Annotated in this window: 16 protein-coding genes and 2 tRNA genes; 17 read left to right on the top strand and 1 reads right to left on the bottom strand. The window is 50.4% G+C overall.

Annotation, left to right across the window (positions count from 1 at the left end; genetic code table 11):
• Positions 1-14 precede the first annotated feature (14 nt).
• Entirely contained in the window at positions 15-1,700 is a 1,686-nt protein-coding gene (locus KNP67_RS09200) for a methyl-accepting chemotaxis protein (protein WP_214756521.1), read from the top strand.
• A gap of 43 nt (positions 1,701-1,743) precedes the next feature.
• On the opposite strand, the gene KNP67_RS09195 is transcribed toward KNP67_RS09200, so the two are convergent.
• Positions 1,744-2,190, bottom strand: coding sequence for a hypothetical protein (locus tag KNP67_RS09195; protein ID WP_251128648.1), 447 nt, complete (start codon positions 2,188-2,190; stop codon positions 1,744-1,746).
• 180 nt (positions 2,191-2,370) lie between these two features.
• Here KNP67_RS09195 and KNP67_RS09190 point away from each other — a divergent pair, with 180 nt between their 5' ends.
• The 16 genes from KNP67_RS09190 (at position 2,371) to KNP67_RS09115 (ending at position 18,080) form a co-directional block, all read left to right on the top strand.
• Positions 2,371-4,014: a Na/Pi cotransporter family protein gene (locus KNP67_RS09190; RefSeq protein WP_058763927.1), complete on the top strand. Its 1,644-nt coding sequence runs from the start codon at positions 2,371-2,373 to the stop codon at positions 4,012-4,014.
• A 108-nt stretch (positions 4,015-4,122) separates the two neighbouring features.
• Positions 4,123-4,199 (top strand) — tRNA-Met (locus KNP67_RS09185).
• A gap of 5 nt (positions 4,200-4,204) precedes the next feature.
• Positions 4,205-4,278: transfer RNA gene (locus KNP67_RS09180), tRNA-Ile, on the top strand.
• A gap of 125 nt (positions 4,279-4,403) precedes the next feature.
• Positions 4,404-5,873 (top strand): alpha-amylase, encoded by a 1,470-nt coding sequence (locus tag KNP67_RS09175; RefSeq protein ID WP_021065720.1) that lies wholly within the window; start codon positions 4,404-4,406, stop codon positions 5,871-5,873.
• A gap of 83 nt (positions 5,874-5,956) precedes the next feature.
• A complete protein-coding gene (locus KNP67_RS09170; protein ID WP_021065721.1) occupies positions 5,957-6,565 on the top strand; it encodes a superoxide dismutase in 609 nt (202 codons plus the stop codon).
• A 166-nt stretch (positions 6,566-6,731) separates the two neighbouring features.
• On the top strand, positions 6,732-8,789 hold the full coding sequence (locus tag KNP67_RS09165; protein ID WP_198662263.1) for a peptidoglycan D,D-transpeptidase FtsI family protein: 2,058 nt from the start codon (positions 6,732-6,734) through the stop codon (positions 8,787-8,789).
• Between the two features lie 153 nt (positions 8,790-8,942).
• Positions 8,943-9,881: a PstS family phosphate ABC transporter substrate-binding protein gene (locus KNP67_RS09160; RefSeq protein ID WP_131471273.1), complete on the top strand. Its 939-nt coding sequence runs from the start codon at positions 8,943-8,945 to the stop codon at positions 9,879-9,881.
• Between the two features lie 83 nt (positions 9,882-9,964).
• Entirely contained in the window at positions 9,965-10,909 is a 945-nt protein-coding gene (gene pstC / locus KNP67_RS09155; RefSeq protein WP_021065724.1) for a phosphate ABC transporter permease subunit PstC, read from the top strand.
• A 1-nt stretch (position 10,910) separates the two neighbouring features.
• A complete protein-coding gene (gene pstA / locus KNP67_RS09150) occupies positions 10,911-11,822 on the top strand; it encodes a phosphate ABC transporter permease PstA (protein WP_058763923.1) in 912 nt (303 codons plus the stop codon).
• 103 nt (positions 11,823-11,925) lie between these two features.
• The gene (pstB, locus tag KNP67_RS09145) at positions 11,926-12,687 is read left to right on the top strand and encodes a phosphate ABC transporter ATP-binding protein PstB (protein WP_242678926.1); all 762 of its coding nucleotides are present in this window, start codon (positions 11,926-11,928) and stop codon (positions 12,685-12,687) included.
• 15 nt (positions 12,688-12,702) lie between these two features.
• Positions 12,703-13,365 (top strand): phosphate signaling complex protein PhoU, encoded by a 663-nt coding sequence (gene phoU / locus KNP67_RS09140; protein WP_214756519.1) that lies wholly within the window; start codon positions 12,703-12,705, stop codon positions 13,363-13,365.
• Positions 13,366-13,485: 120 nt separating this feature from the next.
• Positions 13,486-14,256, top strand: coding sequence for a DUF4912 domain-containing protein (locus tag KNP67_RS09135; RefSeq protein ID WP_021065728.1), 771 nt, complete (start codon positions 13,486-13,488; stop codon positions 14,254-14,256).
• A gap of 14 nt (positions 14,257-14,270) precedes the next feature.
• Positions 14,271-16,472 (top strand): 1,4-alpha-glucan branching protein domain-containing protein, encoded by a 2,202-nt coding sequence (locus tag KNP67_RS09130; protein ID WP_214756518.1) that lies wholly within the window; start codon positions 14,271-14,273, stop codon positions 16,470-16,472.
• 84 nt (positions 16,473-16,556) lie between these two features.
• Complete coding sequence (rpmG, locus tag KNP67_RS09125; RefSeq protein WP_255313299.1) at positions 16,557-16,721, top strand: 50S ribosomal protein L33; 165 nt, start codon at positions 16,557-16,559, stop codon at positions 16,719-16,721.
• A 55-nt stretch (positions 16,722-16,776) separates the two neighbouring features.
• The gene (locus KNP67_RS09120; RefSeq protein WP_214756517.1) at positions 16,777-17,331 is read left to right on the top strand and encodes a 5-formyltetrahydrofolate cyclo-ligase; all 555 of its coding nucleotides are present in this window, start codon (positions 16,777-16,779) and stop codon (positions 17,329-17,331) included.
• Complete coding sequence (locus tag KNP67_RS09115) at positions 17,310-18,080, top strand: DUF92 domain-containing protein (protein WP_058763916.1); 771 nt, start codon at positions 17,310-17,312, stop codon at positions 18,078-18,080. The genes KNP67_RS09120 and KNP67_RS09115 overlap by 22 nt, the downstream gene beginning before the upstream one ends.
• Positions 18,081-18,127 lie beyond the last annotated feature (47 nt).

The raw sequence follows: 18,127 nt of genomic DNA, 5'->3' as shown, positions 1-18,127 counted from the left end.
AGGTGGAATGAAGGATGTTGAAGCGATTTAAGCGATTGAAGAGGATGAAGCGTCGAAACGAGTGGACGATGGCAAGTCGGTTGACTTGGACGTTGATGCCAATCATGCTCATATCATTTTCAATTGTATTCGGCTGGTTCGCCATGAAAGCCGAACAGTTGATGACCGACGAAATCGAAAAACGGTTGCATCGAGAAGCGACTGTGATGCGAGAGACAATCAAGACGACGTATGGGGCGTATGTCGCGAACGAAAAGATGTTAACCCGTTCTTTAAAGTCGACGTATATGCAACAGGCTTCGATCTTAGCTGCAGACGGACTCGAAGCGAGTCAGTATTTGGTGACCAATGATAATATCGAAAAATTGAGCGGGAAAAAAGTTGAAGACCGGTTTAGCAATCGCCTAGATGAGATTTTAGTGGAAGACGTGAGTGTCAGTGATCAACATGATGAGTTTATCGTTGCGACGCCGATTCCTGAACTTCAGGCTCATTACGTCATTGTTGTGACGAAACAGTCGGTACTCGGTTCGATGTGGGCACTACGAGAAATCGTCTTCGTTGGCCTGATCAGTATGCTCGTGTTCATGATTGGCTTGTTTGCCGTCATGATTCGTCGTGAGGTCAAGCCGTTGACGCAGTTTGCCGAACGATTGCGTGAGTCGGTGGCGACGCGCTCATTCACAGCAGTCACATTAGACGCCAACTCAATTGAAATGCGAAGTCTAGAGCAGGCATACAATACGTTAATTGGATTATGGACGCGCTCGCTCGTGACGATGACCGAGACGTCAACAGCATTCGAATCAAGCTTGCCGCTGTTCAGAAGACAACTGGAGGCGAATGAACAGCAAATCGTGGGCTTTAAGGAAGTAGCGGCCACGGTCGCGCTGACAAGTCAGTCTTACCAGTCGTTCACGACCGAGTCGACCCATCGGTTTACCGATATCGCTGCCCACGTTCGTTCATTCGAAAAAGATATCGCTGCAATCGATCAACGGACAGAGTTACTAAATCGAACGATTGCGTCAGAAATGGAATCGTTCTCGAGCGTCAAAGGAGCGAGTGAATCGTTTGCCATCAAAGCGGCAGCGGTCCAGCAACGATTATTAGACAGCGAGGCGACATCAGAGCGAGCGGATGATGCGCTAAAGAAAATCCTTTCTGTCGCGGCTGCGACGAAAATGTTAGCGCTCAACGCCTCGATTGAAGCAGCACGTGCCGGTGAACATGGTAAAGGATTTGCCGTTGTCGCCAGCGAGGTCGGACAGTTGGCGAAAGTGACGAACGAATCGACGTTATCCGCTGTGGCTACGATTGAAGCCATTCGGCAAGAACGAAGCGAAGTGTTCATGGAAATGGAACGCTTCGAATCCGACATTAAATCATTAGGGGCGGCATTGCGTAATATCGAAGCGGGGATCGAGAAAATTGATCATGAGGTCACAAAACAAATGAGCCAATTCCAAGCGATCACGGAACAGACATCGCTGACCGGACAGCAGTTGCTTGAAATGGCGGAAGCGAATGGTCAATTGACCGAAATCGGAATGATGCTCGAGCAAAAACTGCATGACTTACAAGACGGTGTCGAAGAATGGACGGATACACAACGAGCTTTACAAACGGCAGGAACCCATCTCGGCAATCAAAGCGAACGTCTTCACGACGTCTTGCATGATTTGGCACCACTCCAATAAACAAGGCCGGACGAGCGCATAGAAGCGTTCATCCGGCCTTGTTTTATGATGTTCGTTTAATCGGGATTAGCGATAATGGAACGACTACATAAATAAATAATAGTAGAATCCCGAACCACGACGCGGACGGCGAAACGTGATACAGGACGACGAGACTGACTGTCGGAATGAGCGACATCGCGACCGCATACGGCCAAGCTTGGCGATACGGCCACATCTTCTTCGTACGCCATTTCGTGACGAGTTGGACGAGGAGGGCACTGAGGGCGACGAGTCCCATATAGAAGAAGAAAATCGCGAACGCATGTAAGAACAACCACATCGGCCAAAAGAAATTTGGTTGTAACACGATGTAATCGAGTGCCGTGACGGTCAACGTCAACACTAAACTCGCCATCATATAGGCGTGGAGTGGGGCCAAGCGGAGACGTAACGCCTGCTTGGACGGGTAAAGGCTATGGCGGATAAACTGAATCGTTGTCTTGAACATAAATGGAACTCCAATCTGTTATAGTACAAAACTAGAAAAACAAACAAAAATCATACAGTGGTTTAATAAAACCTTAACATTAAACCTGTTTACATCGAATGGGTGATGCGGGCATAATGAGTAGGGCATTAAAAACCAAGCAAACACAACTAATTCACAATCAAAAGGAGTACAAAAATCGTGGAATACAATTTGCAAGAAATGTTATTCATGTTTTTTGGAGGATTAGGGATCTTCCTCTTCGGTATCAAATCGATGGGAGACGGCCTCCAAAAGTCAGCAGGTAACCGCCTGCGTGACATCCTTGATAAGTATACATCGAATCCGTTCCTCGGAGTACTAGCTGGTATCATTGTAACAGTCTTGATTCAGTCATCGTCAGGTACGACTGTCATCACGGTCGGTCTTGTCAGCGCCGGGTTCATGACGCTCCGTCAAGCAATCGGGGTCATCATGGGGGCGAACATCGGGACGACAGTGACCGCGTTCATCATCGGTTTCGATGTCGGCGCCTACGCGTTGCCGATTATCGCTATCGGTGCGATTCTTCTTTTCTTCTTTAAAAAAGAGAAATTGCAACATTTGGGTCAAATCTTCTTCGGTTTCGGGATGCTGTTTTACGGTCTTGAACTTATGGGAAGCGGCATGAAGCCGCTCCGTTCGAGCGAATACTTCATCGACTTGACGCAATCGATGAGTGACAACCCGTTCCTCGGTGTCGTCGTCGGTACGGTGTTTACCGTCATCGTTCAATCGTCATCAGCAACGATCGGGATTTTGCAAGAGTTGTATGCCGGTGGATCAATCGACTTGGACGCGGCACTTCCGGTCTTGTTCGGAGACAACATCGGGACAACGATTACAGCGGTACTCGCTTCAATCGGTGCTTCGGTAGCAGCCCGTCGTGCGGCAGCAGCCCACGTCATCTTTAACATTGTCGGGACGACGATCTTCATGATCTTGTTGATCCCGTTCACACAATATATTTACTGGATCACAGATATTTTAGCGATTGAAGACAAGATGCAAATCGCCTTCGCCCACGGGACGTTCAACGTCGTCAACACGTTCATCCAGTTCTGGTTCATCGGAACGATTGCTTGGATCGTGACGAAAATGGTTCCTGGTGAAGATTCAATCGTCGATACGAAAGCACAGCATTTGGATCCAATCTTCATCCAACAGTCACCATCGATCGCCGTCGAACAAGCGAAGTTTGAAGTCATCCGCATGGGCGACTTCGCAAAACTTGGACTTGATGAAGCGCGCAACTATATGACGACTGGCGATAAGAAACATGCCGAGAAGTCAGCGCACATTGAAGAGGCGCTCAACTCGCTTAACTCAAAAATCACAGATTACCTCGTGAAACTCGCTGCCGTTGATTTGACGGAGCAAGAATCACAAGAACATAAGACACTCATGCATGCCATCAACGATATCGAGCGAATCGGTGACCACGTCGAGAATATTATCGAATTGATCGATTATAAGACGGCGACACGTGTCACACTATCGACCGGTGCTCAGAAAGAGTTGACGGAAATGTACGATTTGACACGGGCCACGCTCGAGAAGTCACTTCAAACGTTGGCGAGCGGAGACATGGTCGAAGCGCGTCAAGTCATCGAGATGGAAGCGAAACTCGATATGCTGGAGCGTCAGTTCCGTAAAAATCACGTTGTCCGCTTGAATACAGGTGAGTGTGACGGCCAAGCCGGTATGTTCTTCGTCGATATGCTCTCGAACTTGGAGCGCATCGGTGATCACGCCATGAACATCACAGAAATCACGCTTGAAGATAGAAACGAAGCAACAGTCTAATCCAACGGTCCTTCCGGCTCATTTGAGACGGAGGGACTTTTTGGTTCAATGTGACTTTTGATTGACAGTGACGCGTTCATTCAGTATATTATTACTGTATAACAACGTGGCGGTGTAGCTCAGCTGGCTAGAGCGTACGGTTCATACCCGTGAGGTCGTGGGTTCGACTCCCTCCGCCGCTACCAATAAAGGACCCTTAGCTCAGCTGGTTAGAGCAGACGGCTCATAACCGTCCGGTCGTAGGTTCAAGTCCTACAGGGTCCATTTTGTGAACAGCTTTCTGATGAAAGCTGTTTTTTGTTTTCATTTTTAGTTTTCAAACTCGAAGTCCTGGGTAAATATCCGTTAGCATTTTGTTTTTTGAAAAATATGAAATGAGGCGAAGCGAGATGGAACGAAATCATACGATGATGCAATTTTTTGAATGGCACGTCCCGGCTGACCAGAAACATTGGAAGCGATTGAAAGAACGAGCTTCTGAATTGAAGGAAGTCGGAATTACCGCATTATGGTTGCCCCCTGTCACGAAAGGACAGAGCGACGAGGATACGGGATATGGCGTGTACGATTTGTATGATTTAGGGGAGTTTGACCAAAAAGGAACGGTCGCGACCAAATACGGAACAAAAGAGGAATTACTCGAGGCGACGAAGCATGCCCAAGAACTTGGAATGCAAGTCTATATGGATGTCGTCTTAAACCATAAAGCCGGGGCCGATGCGACCGAGAAGTTCGATGTGCTCGAAGTCGACCCGGAAGATCGCACGAAAGTGCTGTCAGAAGAGCCGTTCGAGATTGAAGGCTGGACCAAGTTTGATTTCGAAGGTCGAAACGACAAACACTCCTCTTTCAAATGGAACTTCCATCACTTTAACGGTACAGATTATGACGCTGCGAACGACCATAGCGGTATCTTCTTCATCCTCGGTGAAAACAAAAAATGGAACGACAACGTCGATGACGAGTTCGGTGTCTATGACTATTTGATGTTCGCCAATATCGATTATCACCACCCAGAAGTCCGTGAAGAAGTTCTTAGCTGGGGCAAGTGGTTTATCGAAGAGACGCAGTGCGACGGGTTCCGACTCGATGCCATCAAACACATCAACTATGATTTCGTTAAAGAGTTCAGCCAGAAAATGAAAGCTGAAAAAGGCGACAACTTCTACTTGGTCGGTGAGTTCTGGAAGTCAGAGCTCGATGCATGCCGTGAGTTCCTCGACAACATCGATTATCACGTCGATTTGTTCGACGTGCCGCTCCATTACAACTTGCAGCGTGCCTCGACAGAAGGAGAATCGTTCGATATGCGGACGATCTTTGACGATACGCTCGTCCAGTCCCACCCGCTCCACTCAGTGACGTTCGTCGATAACCACGATTCACAACCGGCGGAAGCACTCGAGTCATGGGTCGAAGATTGGTTCAAACAAATCGCCTACGGTTTAATCTTGCTTCGCCAAGACGGGTACCCTTGTGTGTTCTATGGGGACTACTACGGCATCAACGGACCGCACCCGGCCGATGGGAAGAAAGTGGCAATCGATCCGCTCCTTTATGCGCGCCGTGAGAAAGCGTACGGTCAACAGGACGACTACTTCGATGACGAACACGTCATCGGTTGGGTCCGTCAAGGTGTCGAGGAGATCGAGCGTTCGGGTTGTGCTGTCCTCATCTCGAACAGTGAAGCAGCCGAGAAACAGATGTTCGTCGGCGAGCACCGTGCCGGCGAGAAATGGGTCGATTTGACACAGACCGTCGATGAGGTCGTTGAGATTGATGAAGACGGACATGGAGTATTTAAAGTAGCGGCAGGTTCGATTTCGGTTTGGGCGTTACCTGAACAAGACGTCGAGTGAAGCATTACAATTGAGTCGACCGTCACAAATCTGTTACATTTAAAACGAACGTTGTTCAAACCAATTTAAGGGGGATTTTAGTTATGGCTAAATTTGAATTACCACAACTTGATTACGCATACGATGCACTTGAACCACATATTGACGCACGCACGATGGAAATCCACCACACGAAACACCACAACACTTACGTCACGAACGTAAACAATGCACTCGAAGGAAAAGACGTGAACTACTCTTCACTCGAAGAGTTGCTTCAAAACCTCGATTCACTTCCTGCTGACATTCAAACAGCGGTCCGCAACAACGGTGGCGGTCACTGGAACCACTCATTCTTCTGGAAATTGTTGAAGAAGAACGAGAACGGTGCTCCGACGGGCGAACTCGCTTCTGCAATCGACGAAGCGTTCGGCAGCTTCGACGCGTTCAAAGAGGAGTTCACGAAAGCAGCGACAACACGCTTCGGCTCTGGTTGGGCTTGGCTCGTCGTGAAAAACGGCAAACTCGAAGTCACATCGACTCCAAACCAAGATTCACCGATCATGGAAGGCGTTCAGCCAATCCTCGGTCTCGATGTTTGGGAGCATGCGTACTACTTGAACTATCAAAACCGTCGTCCGGATTACATTCAAGCGTTCTTCCATGTCATCGACTGGGATTACGTCGCGAAGCTCTACGCAGACGCAAAATAATGACACTGTCCCGGGATTCGATTGAATCTCGGGATTTTTTCTACATTTCATTATTTTGTAAACAAATTATGATATAGTGAAAATCGAGTCGAAAAATAGAAATAACACTGACATATACGTTACCTATACTTATAGAAGGAATTGAATCAGAAAGGAGATAACTGAATTGGCCAGAAACCGTGTGAAAGTGCCGAAGAAACGGCGCAACCACCTTCCGTTGCGATTGAACTTATTGTTCTTTATCGTCTTCATCTTATTCGCGACACTCATTTTCCGTTTAGGCGTCGTCCAAATCGTCAACGGTGAGTTGATTGCCCGTGAAGTTCAGAAGACCGAATCAAGCAAAATCAAGTACGAGGTACCGCGCGGTAAAATCTATGACCGCAACGGCCAAGTGCTCGCCGACACCATCTCGAACTACTCGGTCATGTATCGCCGGTCGCAAGTGACGAAGACGGAAGAGCGGCTCGAAGTCGCCATCAAGCTCGCGGAAATCGTCGACGTGCCGGAGAAGGACCGTAAAGTGACGGAGCGGGACCGCAAGGATTATTGGATTGCCATCGATCCGGAGCGCTCGCAAGAACGGGTCCAAAACCTGTTGGCTGATTTATCGGAAGAAGAACGGGCCGCCTTGTCGAACCAAGACGTCGACCAGTTGTTGCTCGATTCCATCACGGACGCGGAAATCACGTTTGACGATGCGACCGAAGAAATCATCGCTATCAAACATAACATGGAGTCAGGCTATGCGCTCGACCCACAAGTCATTAAAATCGGGGCGTCTCCAAAAGAAATGGCACTGATTGAAGAAAACTTGGAACTGCTCCCTGGCGTCAGTGTCGAACCGTATTATCAGCGGGATTATCCGTTCGGTGAGACGTTCCAAAGCTTCCTCGGAAGTTATCGTCAAATCCCAGCCGAGCAGCGCGCTTCGTATCAAGCGAAGGGGTATGGCTTGAATGATCGGGTCGGAACGTCTTATCTCGAACAACAGTATGAGGACGTGCTACGCGGGACCCCGGCCTATGACGTCTTCACGACGTATAAAGGGGAACCGGTCGGAGAACCGACTCGCGTTAGCGGGAACCCAGGGAAAGATATCATCTTGTCGACGGACATCGAATTCCAAAAAGAAATCGATGAGATTTTGAAGAAAGCGATTCGAGCCGGCCGCTCGGGCAGCCCGCACTTTGACCGTGCCTTCGCCGTCGTCATGAACCCGCAAACGGGTGAATTGCTCGCCCTCTCGGGACAAGAGCTCGACTATGAAACGAACGAATTCAAAGACGTCTCGACCGGGACGGTCCTGCGGGCGAGTCAAATCGGCTCGACAATCAAGGGAGCGACGGTCGCGTTCGGACTTGAAGAAGAAGTCATCCAACCGGGTGAATATATTTATGACACGCCGATTCGTATCGGTTCGTCACTCAAGTCGTCGTACCGGAACATGGGGAACATCAACGACCTTGATGCCCTCGCGTTATCATCGAACATTTATATGTTCCAAATTGCCCTGCGGCTCGCCGATTACTACTCGACCGGCCAAATCGTCGGAGAGAACGTGACCGAGGCATTCAATACGATGGAACATTACTATAAGCAGTTCGGACTCGGAATTGAGACAGGGATCGACCTCCCATATGAATCAATCGGATTCCGTAGCGTACCGGACCGTGTTACGCTCCTCATGGATATGTCGATCGGTCAGTTCATCTCATACACGCCGATTCAATTGGCGCAGTATACGTCGACGCTTGCGAACGGCGGATACCGGATTCAACCGCATCTCTTGAAAGAAATCATCGAACCTGGCTCGCTCGACGAAGCGAACAAGCAAGTCGTCAGCACGTTCCAACCGAACGCGCTCAATAAAGTCGATATTCGTGATGAATTTCTTCAACGGGCGCGCCAAGGATTCCGGCAAGGGGTCGAGAGTGGAACGTCTCGTATCCTGCAACAGACGGGAATCACGGCGGCCGGTAAGACCGGTACCGCTCAAGCGATCGCGGAAGGGCCAGATGGTCAAGCGAAGCGAAACGCGAACGGTGAACCGATTAAGACACTCAACTCGAACCACGTCGGCTGGGCGCCATATGATGACCCGGAAATCGCTTGGGCCATCATCATGCCAGGCCTCGAGGCGGAAGGGATCAACACCCGTGTCGCGCACGACATCATGAAGGCGTATTTCGACTTAGAAGACGTCCAAGCACAGATTCAATAAAGAAGTCACTTCGGTGGCTTCTTTTTTTCGTCTTTACAATTCTTTTACGTTCCGTTTATTTCTCGTTAATAGTAGTTTATTAGGATGTTAATTGTAGGACAGAACAACGAAGCCACAACACAAATCAAAGCAAACTCAAGGAGGACGTCAGAAATGTCTTGGATGAAAAAATCAGCTTTAGTCGCTTCAATCACTTCGGTGGCCATCATCGGTGCCGCGTGTGGGAATAATGAAGAAGGTGGCGGCGCAGCCGACGGTGAAGGACTTTCAGGTAAAGTCGTCATGGACGGTTCGTCAACACTCTTCCCGATTATGGAAGCCGTAGCCGAAGAATATTCAGCTGAACAGCCAGACGTTGAAGTCACGGTCGGTGTCTCAGGTACGGGTGGCGGATTTAAACGTTTCGTAACAGGCGAGACAGACTTCTCGAACGCGTCACGTGAAATCAAAGAAGAAGAAGCGGCTGAAGCCGAGAAGAACGGTGTCGAGTATACACAACTCGCTGTCGCTCTCGACGGTCTCTCGCTCGTCGTCAACCCAGAGAACGATTGGGCTCAAGACATCACAATCGACGAACTCAACAAGATGTGGACTGACCCTAACGTGAAGACATGGAAAGACGTCCGCTCAGACTGGCCAGACGAAGAAATCTCATTCTTCTCACCAGGTAAAGACTCAGGAACGTTCGACTTCTTCAATGAAGCCGTCCTTGAAGACACGGACATTCGTGAAGACGCGCAATTGTCAGAAGATGATAACGTCCTCGTGACAGGGGTCGCCGGTACGAAAGGTGCGATCGGATTCTTCGGTTATGCGTACTACATTGAAAACCAAGATACGCTTCGTGCGATGAACGTCGAAGGCGTCGAACCGACGACAGAGACGATCAACGATCTTTCATACCCGCTCTCACGTGAGATTTACACATACGTGAACAACGCGTCATTGAAAGACAAGCCACAAGTCGCTGACTACACACGCTTCTTGAATGAAAATGCAGCAGCCCTTTCAGAAGAAGTTGGATATGTCGGAATGGAACAAGCACGATATGATGAGAACGCTGAAGTGATCGACGAGATCGCTGGCGAGTAATAGCGCAGAAGGCAGAAGGTGAGAGTCGCTCTCGCCTTCTCGCCGTGCTTTCTAGTATGAAGAGGTAGGGAGCGATACACGAGATGAATCAACCAAACAAAGGGCTGTCAATTCGAGAGATGATTGAAGCCAATAAGAAAAAGAAATATAGTACGACGAACGTGTTTGATAAAGTCATGCCGTTCTTATTATTCTTGAGCGCATTCGTTTCGGTCGTCACGACGGTCGGCATCGCGTTCACACTCGGTTTTGAACTGTTCAAGTTTTTCGAGCGCGTACCGGTCGCCGAGTTTTTAGGCTCGACCGAATGGTATCCGCTTAGTGCCGATCAACGTTTCGGCGTCTGGGCCCTTGTCATGGGGACACTCCAGATTACGGTCATTGCCATGATTGTCGCTGTACCACTCGGTTTGGCGTCGGCGATTTATTTGAGCGAGTATGCGTCTGAGCGTGCCCGCACGATTTTGAAGCCGATTCTTGAAGTGCTTGCTGGCGTTCCGACGATTGTCTTCGGATTCTTTGCCTTGTCGTTCGTCACACCGATTTTGCAAGCGTTGATTCCAGGGCTTCAAATCTATAACGCACTCAGCCCGGGAATCGTCGTCGGAATCATGATCATTCCGATGATCGCTTCGATTTCGGAAGACTCGATGAGCGCCGTCCCGAAAAAGATTCGTGATGGAGCCCTCGGCCTTGGCGCGACGCGTCTTGAAGTCGCGATTAAAGTCGTCATGCCAGCCGCGCTCTCAGGGATTATCGCCTCAATCGTCCTCGGGATGAGCCGTGCCATCGGTGAGACGATGATCGTAACAATCGCAGGTGGGTCACAACCGAACTTTGAGTTCAACCCGCTCAACGCGATTCAAACGATGACAGCTTATATTGTCCAAATCGCCAAAGGTGATGCAGGATACGGGACAATCGAATACTACAGTATCTATGCGGTCGGCGCATTGTTGTTCATCTTTACGCTCGTGATGAACTTATTCGCGAACTGGGTGACGCGCCGCTTCAGAGAGGAGTACTAATATGGCATTGCCGAACAGTGAGTTCAAGAATACGAAGAACTTGATGGACCGTGCTTCCGTTTCACAACGGATTAAGCGCCGTCTCCAATTAAATGAAATCTTTAAGTACGTCTTTTTAGCAGGGCTCGTCTTTGCCCTGCTCGTCCTATCGACATTGATTTATGATGTCGTCTCTAAAGGTGGCGGCTGGGTGAATTTGGACTTCCTCCGCAACTTCCCATCCCGTCGACCTGAACAGGCCGGGCTCTATCCAGCCTTGATTGGATCACTTTGGTTGATGATGTTGATCGTCCCGATGGTGTTTATCGTCGGTGTCGGTGCTGCGATTTATCTTGAAGAGTATGCACCAAAAAACCGTGTCACATCATTTATCGAAGTAAATATTTCAAACTTGGCCGGTGTCCCTTCAATCGTTTTCGGATTGCTCGGATTGACGATTTTTGTTCGCATTATGGAACTTGGGAACTCAATCATGGCCGGAGCTCTCACGCTCGGACTGATGAGTTTACCGATTGTTATCGTCGCGTCACAAGAAGCGCTCCGTTCCGTCAAGATGGAATTGCGCCATGCGTCGCTCGCACTCGGAGCCTCGAAGTGGCAGACGACGTTCAACGTCGTCTTGCCGTCGGCGATTCCAGGGATTATCACGGGAATCATCTTGGCCGTATCGCGAGCAATCGGGGAAACGGCCCCATTGATCATGGTCGGAGCAGCGACGTTCATTTCGACGACGCCGAGCAATGTGTTCTCTGATTTCACAGCGCTCCCGATTCAAATCTACAACTGGACGAGCCGTCCGCAAGCCGAATTCCAAAACTTGGCCGCTGCCGGAATCATTGTATTGATGACGATGTTGATCATCATGAACTCGGCTGCCATCTATATCCGTAACAAGTACACGAACCGACATTAAGTCATAGCAGTAAACGAGGAGGACTCTCGAGATGATGAAACAAAAAGAACTCAAAGGAGATCATGAAGTGAATACAACGACGACTCAACCGAACGAAACGGTGATGCAAAAAGAAAGTGCCTATGTCGTGAACAACTTGAATTTATGGTATGGCGACGATCAAGCGTTGATCGACGTCAACCTCGACATCAAGAAAAACGAAGTGACGGCCATCATCGGTCCGTCGGGTTGCGGGAAGTCGACGTTCATCAAGACGTTGAATCGGATGGTCGAGCTCGTGCCGTCTGTCCGTACGAACGGTGAAATCTTGTATCATGGTCGCAACATCTTTGACCGCGATTATAAAGTTGAAGATCTTCGCACGTCGGTCGGTATGGTGTTCCAACAGCCGAACCCGTTCCCGAAATCGGTGTATGACAACGTGGCGTACGGGCCACGTACACACGGCATCAAAAACAAAAAAGTACTCGATGAAATCGTCGAGCGCTCGCTTCGCGGCGCCGCGATTTGGGATGAAGTGAAAGATCGCTTGAACGAGAACGCCTATGGCCTCTCGGGTGGACAGCAACAACGTCTCTGCATTGCCCGCACACTCGCCATCGAACCGAACGTCATCCTCATGGATGAGCCGACGTCAGCGCTCGACCCGATCTCGACATTAAAAGTCGAAGAGCTCGTCCAAGAGTTGAAAGAGCAGTACTCGATTATCATCGTCACGCACAACATGCAGCAAGCAGCCCGTGTATCGGATAAGACGGCGTTCTTCTTGAACGGAGAAGTCGTCGAGTTCGATGCGACCGATAAAATCTTCTCGAATCCAACGGACAAACGGACTGAAGATTACATTTCTGGCCGGTTCGGTTAAGAAGGGGAGACAATCATGGCACAAAATCGCACATTTTTTAATACGAAGTTAAACGAATTAGAAGACAAGGTCGTTCGCTTGGCGAATTTGACGATGCGTCAAACGGCTACGGCCATCGAAGTGCTTGAAAAACATGACCTCGTACTCGCTCAGACGGTCATCGACAACGACAACGAACTCGATGACCTCGAGCTCGAAATCAATGACGAGGCGATTCTGTTGATCGCGAAACAACAACCGGTCGCGACCGACCTTCGTCGCTTGATCGTGACGATGAAGTCGGCGACAGACCTTGAACGCATCGCGGACTATGCGACGAACATCGCCAAAGCCGTTGCGCGCATCGAGCACGTCCCGTACGTGTTAGACATCAAGCCGCTCAAACAGATGGCCGAGCAGTTGATTGACATGCTCGAGCTGGCGACTCGCGCTTATCATAAAGGCGAGGTCAGCCGGGTGCGTGACTTGAACGAGATGGACAAAGTCATCGATGACTTGAACTTGCAGGTCATCAAACAATACATGGGATCTGTGCCGACGATGGCTGTCGGGACGAACGATGTCTATGAGTTTTCGAACATCGCCCGCTATTTAGAACGCATGGGCGATCACGTGACGAATTTCGGGGAACATCTCATTTTCCTCGAAAAAGGGAAACATTATGATTTAAACCAGTAAGAAGAGTGGTAAAGAACAACAGACCAGTTGTTCTTTACTTTTTTTTTGTGCAGGAATTCACGGGTTGGAGGCGAATAGTAGAACACATGGATTTTTTTTTAGGAAGGGAGCCACAAATAGATGGAAGAGAAAATCGTTTCCTTGAAACAACAAGGACTAACGTTAAAACAGATTGCAGAACAATTAGACATGCCGATCGGGAAAGTCCAGTACGCTTGGCGCAAATGGCGTTCCCAACACGGTGAACCAGCCAAGCCGGTAGCCGCCGCTCCAAAACGAAAGACCGAAGGGAAGAAAGCAATGACACCGAAATCGAAGCAAGTACCCGCCTCATCTGGGACTCAGGTCGCTTCGACGCTGCAACATGAGCTGCCAGTCCAATCACCGCTTCTAGATAAAGGCCCAGATGGGTTCTGGAAGCTCCCTGACCGTTATGATCAAGATTTGATGCATGCGGTCGTTCAATCGCCGAACGCCGTCTACGTCTTTTGGGAGGTTTCTGACAGCGTCAAGGAGACGTTGTCGATGCAGTTCATGCGTCCGTGGGAAGATTTGCCGAAGGCGTTCCGTATCCTCGACATCACGTTGCTTGATTACGCGAGCGGGCATGCGAACCGTTCATATACGTTCGAATTACCGGAGATGACGAACAGTTGGTTCGTTCGGCCACTCGATCCGAACACGACGTATGTGTTCGAGTTTGGGATTCGGACGATGGAAGGGGAGTTTCTTCCGTTGCTCGCATCTTCACCGATTGATACGCCACGTGCGGAGCCAGCCGGCCATGGTCGTTTCGCTGAACCGGTACGACGTTGGCAATACGGGGAAGTCGAGTCTCCTGAACTGCTCGACACGCTACCTAAATATTCTGCATACCGATTCGTGCGCTGAGGAGGATTTATTTGATGAAACCAGGTTATTTTTCACTCGTCCTTCATGCCCACCTTCCGTACGTGCGACATGAAGAGAAACACCGCTTAGAAGAGAGATGGGTGTATGAAGCCATCTCCGAGACATATATCCCGATTCTTTGGCAAATCGACCGTCTGCAAAAGCCGCTTCATTGGACGGTCAGCATTTCACCGCCCGTCGTCGAGATGCTCGCCGACCCGCTCGTCCAGGACCGTTACGTGGAACATTTGGATGAGATGCTCGAATTGATTGAGATTGAGCTCGCCGAAGGACGGAGCGAACCGGAAGTTGAGACGCTCCATTTTTATCGCGGGCGCTACACCGATTTGAAAACAACGTTCCTGCATTGGGAAAAGAACTTGAACCATGCGTTCCGTACATATCGTGAGCAAGGGTTCATCGATATGGTCACATGTACGGCGACGCACGGCTTCAACCCGCACTTGTTCACGGAGCAGGCCGCCCGCACGGAAATCCGTACCGGTTTGAACTGTTTCGAGCGTCATTACGGGTTCCGCCCGACCGGCATTTGGTTGCCGGAGTGTGCCTATACGCCGGGTGTCGACCGCATCTTGTACGAGGAAGGCGTTCGTTATACGTTCGTCGATGAGCACGCTTTACTCGATGCCGACCCTACTCCGGACAAGGGGATTGGCGCACCGGTCTACTCGCCGCATGGCGTCGCCTTGTTCCCGCGTGACCAAATCATCTCCGGGAAGATTTGGAGCTCGATGATCGGGTATCCGGGCCATCCTGACTATCGCGAGTTTTATCGTGACCTCGCCTATGACCGCGACTGGGCGTATATTGAAAAGTTCATGCACCCAGAAGGGATTCGATTCGATACCGGTCTGAAGATGCACCGCATCACGGGCGACTCGGATGAGAAAGACTATTATGTCCGCGCCTGGGCCGAACATCAAATCGACAACCACGCCCTCGATTTTGCGCAGACGCTCGAAGGGCATCTTGAGGCCCATGGTGGACAAATGTTCCCGCCGTTCCTCGTGACGGCACCGTTCGATGCCGAGTTGTTCGGACATTGGTGGTTTGAAGGACCTGAATTCCTCGGCAAGGTCGCCGAGCGGCTCGAAGAGTTCGGAATCGAGACGATTACGCCGGCCCTGTTCCTCGAGCGCCACTTCCAAGACCTCGAGACAGTACACGTCTCGATGAACACGTGGGGGCGTAAAGGTTATGGTGATGTGTGGATCAACGAGCGCAACGAATGGATGCTCCGCCACTTGCACATGATGGAGACACAACTCGTCAAAGACGTGGCCGATTATCGTCACGCCTCACCGCTCGTCGATCGGGCGCTCATTCAACTCGTGCGACATTACGTCCTCGCCGTATCGAGTGACTGGGCCTTCATCCTCGACGGACAGACGACGGCCCAATATGCAGCCGAACGCTTCCGCGAGCACACACGTCTGTTCGCTGAGCTCGAGACCGCCCTATATCAAGACAAGTTATCGGATGAACTGCTCGCCGACCATTATCGCGCGTATCCGTTCCTTGATGATGTGGACATTGACATCGACACGTTCCTGTCTCCGCACGACTATTACGTGACTGAGGAACGTGGCAGTGAAGGCGAGGCGATTCTCGTCTTGACGCCAGAATATACAGGCAACGTCGTCGGTGATCTCGGACGCCGTGTCATCGACGAGGTCGAAGCCCGGGCGGCGGAAGGCGAGACGGTGTACGTCTTGACCCCGTTCAAGGAAGGGTTACCGGAGTATGAACGTCACAACCACGTCCACGTGTACCGCGTTCGTCTGACGAGCCCGTTCTTGGAGCACGTGATGAACCAAGTCGCGGCCCAAAACGTGGCGTACGTCAAACTTGCGCATGAGCTCGTGGCCAAAGTTCCGTTCAAAGCGATCCATCAATTTGATTGGATGACGATTCCTGCGGCACGTTCGCTTGCGAAAGCACTACAAGTTCCGTTATACTCAACTATGTTGTCCTTTGAAACGACCCGCAATCCGCACGGACACGGCGGTCTGTTCGACGCGATTCACCGAATCGAGAACAGCGTCCTCGCTGAAGCCGACACGGTGTACATCTGCGAACAACTATCGACTGAGGAAGTCGGAATGCGCTATGCGATTGGTGATAACGTAAAAACCTGCCTGCCGCTCGATGCTTCGCCATACGGGCAAAAACGTTTGAAAAAGAACACGAAATAACCTTGCTTTTTCAAATAAAAATTGGTAGGATAATTGAGTATGCTTAGACTGTAAAGCAAAAGCACTTGATACAACATTAGTAAGATGGGAGTGAAAGAAATGCGCGTTAAAATCACACTAGCTTGCACAGAAACAGGCGATCGCACGTACATCACGAAGAAAAACAAACGTAACAACCCAGAGCGCCTCGAATTGCGCAAATACAACCCACGTCTCCGTCGTCACACGCTTTACCGCGAAGTGAAATAATGAGACTGGCCGTCACTCATGTGGCGGCCTTTTTTTTGAACAAGGGGGAATTGAAATGATTGAAAAGAAACAACTTCGGCAAGCCGTACATCGTCAAATCCGTGAACTCGACGACCGGTCGGACCGGGACCGCGTCATCATACATACATTGACCGAACTGAAGGCGTGGCAAGAGGCGGACACGGTGGCTGTTACGCTCGCCCTCGATTTAGAGATTGATACGTTGCCGCTCATCCGCTTAGCATGGAAGGCAGGAAAATTGGTGTTTGTGCCGAAAGTTACGAAACAGGGACTCACGTTCCATGAGATTCATTCGCTAGAAGACCTCGAGCCGGGCGTCATGAATATATTGGAGCCGACGACTGAAGCGACGATGCGCTCGATTGACGTCTGTATCGTCCCCGGCCGCGTGTTTGACCGGTCCGGCTATCGAATCGGATGGGGAGGCGGCTATTATGATCGCTACCTCGCCACGTACAAAGGGACGACCATCGCGTTGGCCTATGACGTTCAACTGCTCGATGAGATCCCGATTGAGCCACACGACATTCCTGTCGAATTCATCGTGACGGAAAGGGAAACGATTTTATGTTCGCCATCTTCGTTGTAACTTGTTTGGTGGCCTTTGCCGGCTATCGATTGCGCTCGTTGACCCGCTCCGGTGCCGTCTTGACGGTCGTGACGGGGACGGTCATCGGCTACGGTTTCGGTTGGTTCGGGCTCTATTTACTCGGTGTCTTCTTCTCGACATCGTCGCTCGCCTCGAAATATCGTGCCCGGGACAAGGCGCCTGTCGATGAGATTGTTGAGAAATCGGGTCCCCGTGATTTCGTACAAGTGCTCGCCAATGGGGGCGTCGGCATGGTGACGGCGCTTGGAATGATTCTTGCGCCAAACGATGCCTGGTTATTCGCCTATGTCGCCTCGATTGCCGCAGCGACGAGTGATACGTGGGGATCTGAGTTCGGCGTCCTCGCCAAGCAGAAACCGCGCTCGATTCGGACGTTCCGTGAAGTCGAACCGGGAACGAGTGGTGGGGTGTCCGTGTTCGGTACGGTCATGTCGATTGTCGGGGCCACGGTCATCATCCTCGCCTCGCTTCCATTTATCGAGATCGATGTGACGTTCGCGCTCGTCTTGATTGCTCTCGGATTGAGCGGCAGCGTCGTCGACACATTGTTAGGGGCCACGGTGCAACGGAAATATCGATGCCGTGTGTGCGGCAAATTGACCGAGAAGAAAATGCATCATCGTGAGCCGACGGCTTATGTGTCGGGCTGGCGTTTTCTCGGCAATGACGCCGTCAACTTTTTGTCGATCGCCGCGGCCGCGACGATTAGTTTCCTCTTGTTACGATGAGGGTAGTACAGAAAATGTAGATGTTTCAAACGAATGTGAATTTTGTC

The sequence above is a fragment of the Exiguobacterium sp. s157 genome (genome assembly GCF_018618205.1).
Taxonomy (GTDB): Bacteria; Bacillota; Bacilli; order Exiguobacteriales; family Exiguobacteriaceae; genus Exiguobacterium; species Exiguobacterium chiriqhucha.
Note: the sequence above shows the minus strand (reverse complement) of the source record. Positions and strands in the feature narration are given on the sequence as shown.

Coding starts and splice junctions, on each gene's coding strand:
- KNP67_RS09200 (WP_214756521.1), top strand. CDS start 15: ATGTTGAAGCGATTTAAGCGATTGAAGAGGATGAAGCGTCGAAACGAG.
- KNP67_RS09195 (WP_251128648.1), bottom strand. CDS start 2,190: ATGTTCAAGACAACGATTCAGTTTATCCGCCATAGCCTTTACCCGTCC.
- KNP67_RS09175 (WP_021065720.1), top strand. CDS start 4,404: ATGGAACGAAATCATACGATGATGCAATTTTTTGAATGGCACGTCCCG.
- KNP67_RS09170 (WP_021065721.1), top strand. CDS start 5,957: ATGGCTAAATTTGAATTACCACAACTTGATTACGCATACGATGCACTT.
- KNP67_RS09160 (WP_131471273.1), top strand. CDS start 8,943: ATGTCTTGGATGAAAAAATCAGCTTTAGTCGCTTCAATCACTTCGGTG.
- pstC (WP_021065724.1), top strand. CDS start 9,965: ATGAATCAACCAAACAAAGGGCTGTCAATTCGAGAGATGATTGAAGCC.
- pstA (WP_058763923.1), top strand. CDS start 10,911: ATGGCATTGCCGAACAGTGAGTTCAAGAATACGAAGAACTTGATGGAC.
- pstB (WP_242678926.1), top strand. CDS start 11,926: ATGCAAAAAGAAAGTGCCTATGTCGTGAACAACTTGAATTTATGGTAT.
- phoU (WP_214756519.1), top strand. CDS start 12,703: ATGGCACAAAATCGCACATTTTTTAATACGAAGTTAAACGAATTAGAA.
- KNP67_RS09135 (WP_021065728.1), top strand. CDS start 13,486: ATGGAAGAGAAAATCGTTTCCTTGAAACAACAAGGACTAACGTTAAAA.
- KNP67_RS09130 (WP_214756518.1), top strand. CDS start 14,271: ATGAAACCAGGTTATTTTTCACTCGTCCTTCATGCCCACCTTCCGTAC.
- rpmG (WP_255313299.1), top strand. CDS start 16,557: ATGGGAGTGAAAGAAATGCGCGTTAAAATCACACTAGCTTGCACAGAA.
- KNP67_RS09120 (WP_214756517.1), top strand. CDS start 16,777: ATGATTGAAAAGAAACAACTTCGGCAAGCCGTACATCGTCAAATCCGT.
- KNP67_RS09115 (WP_058763916.1), top strand. CDS start 17,310: ATGTTCGCCATCTTCGTTGTAACTTGTTTGGTGGCCTTTGCCGGCTAT.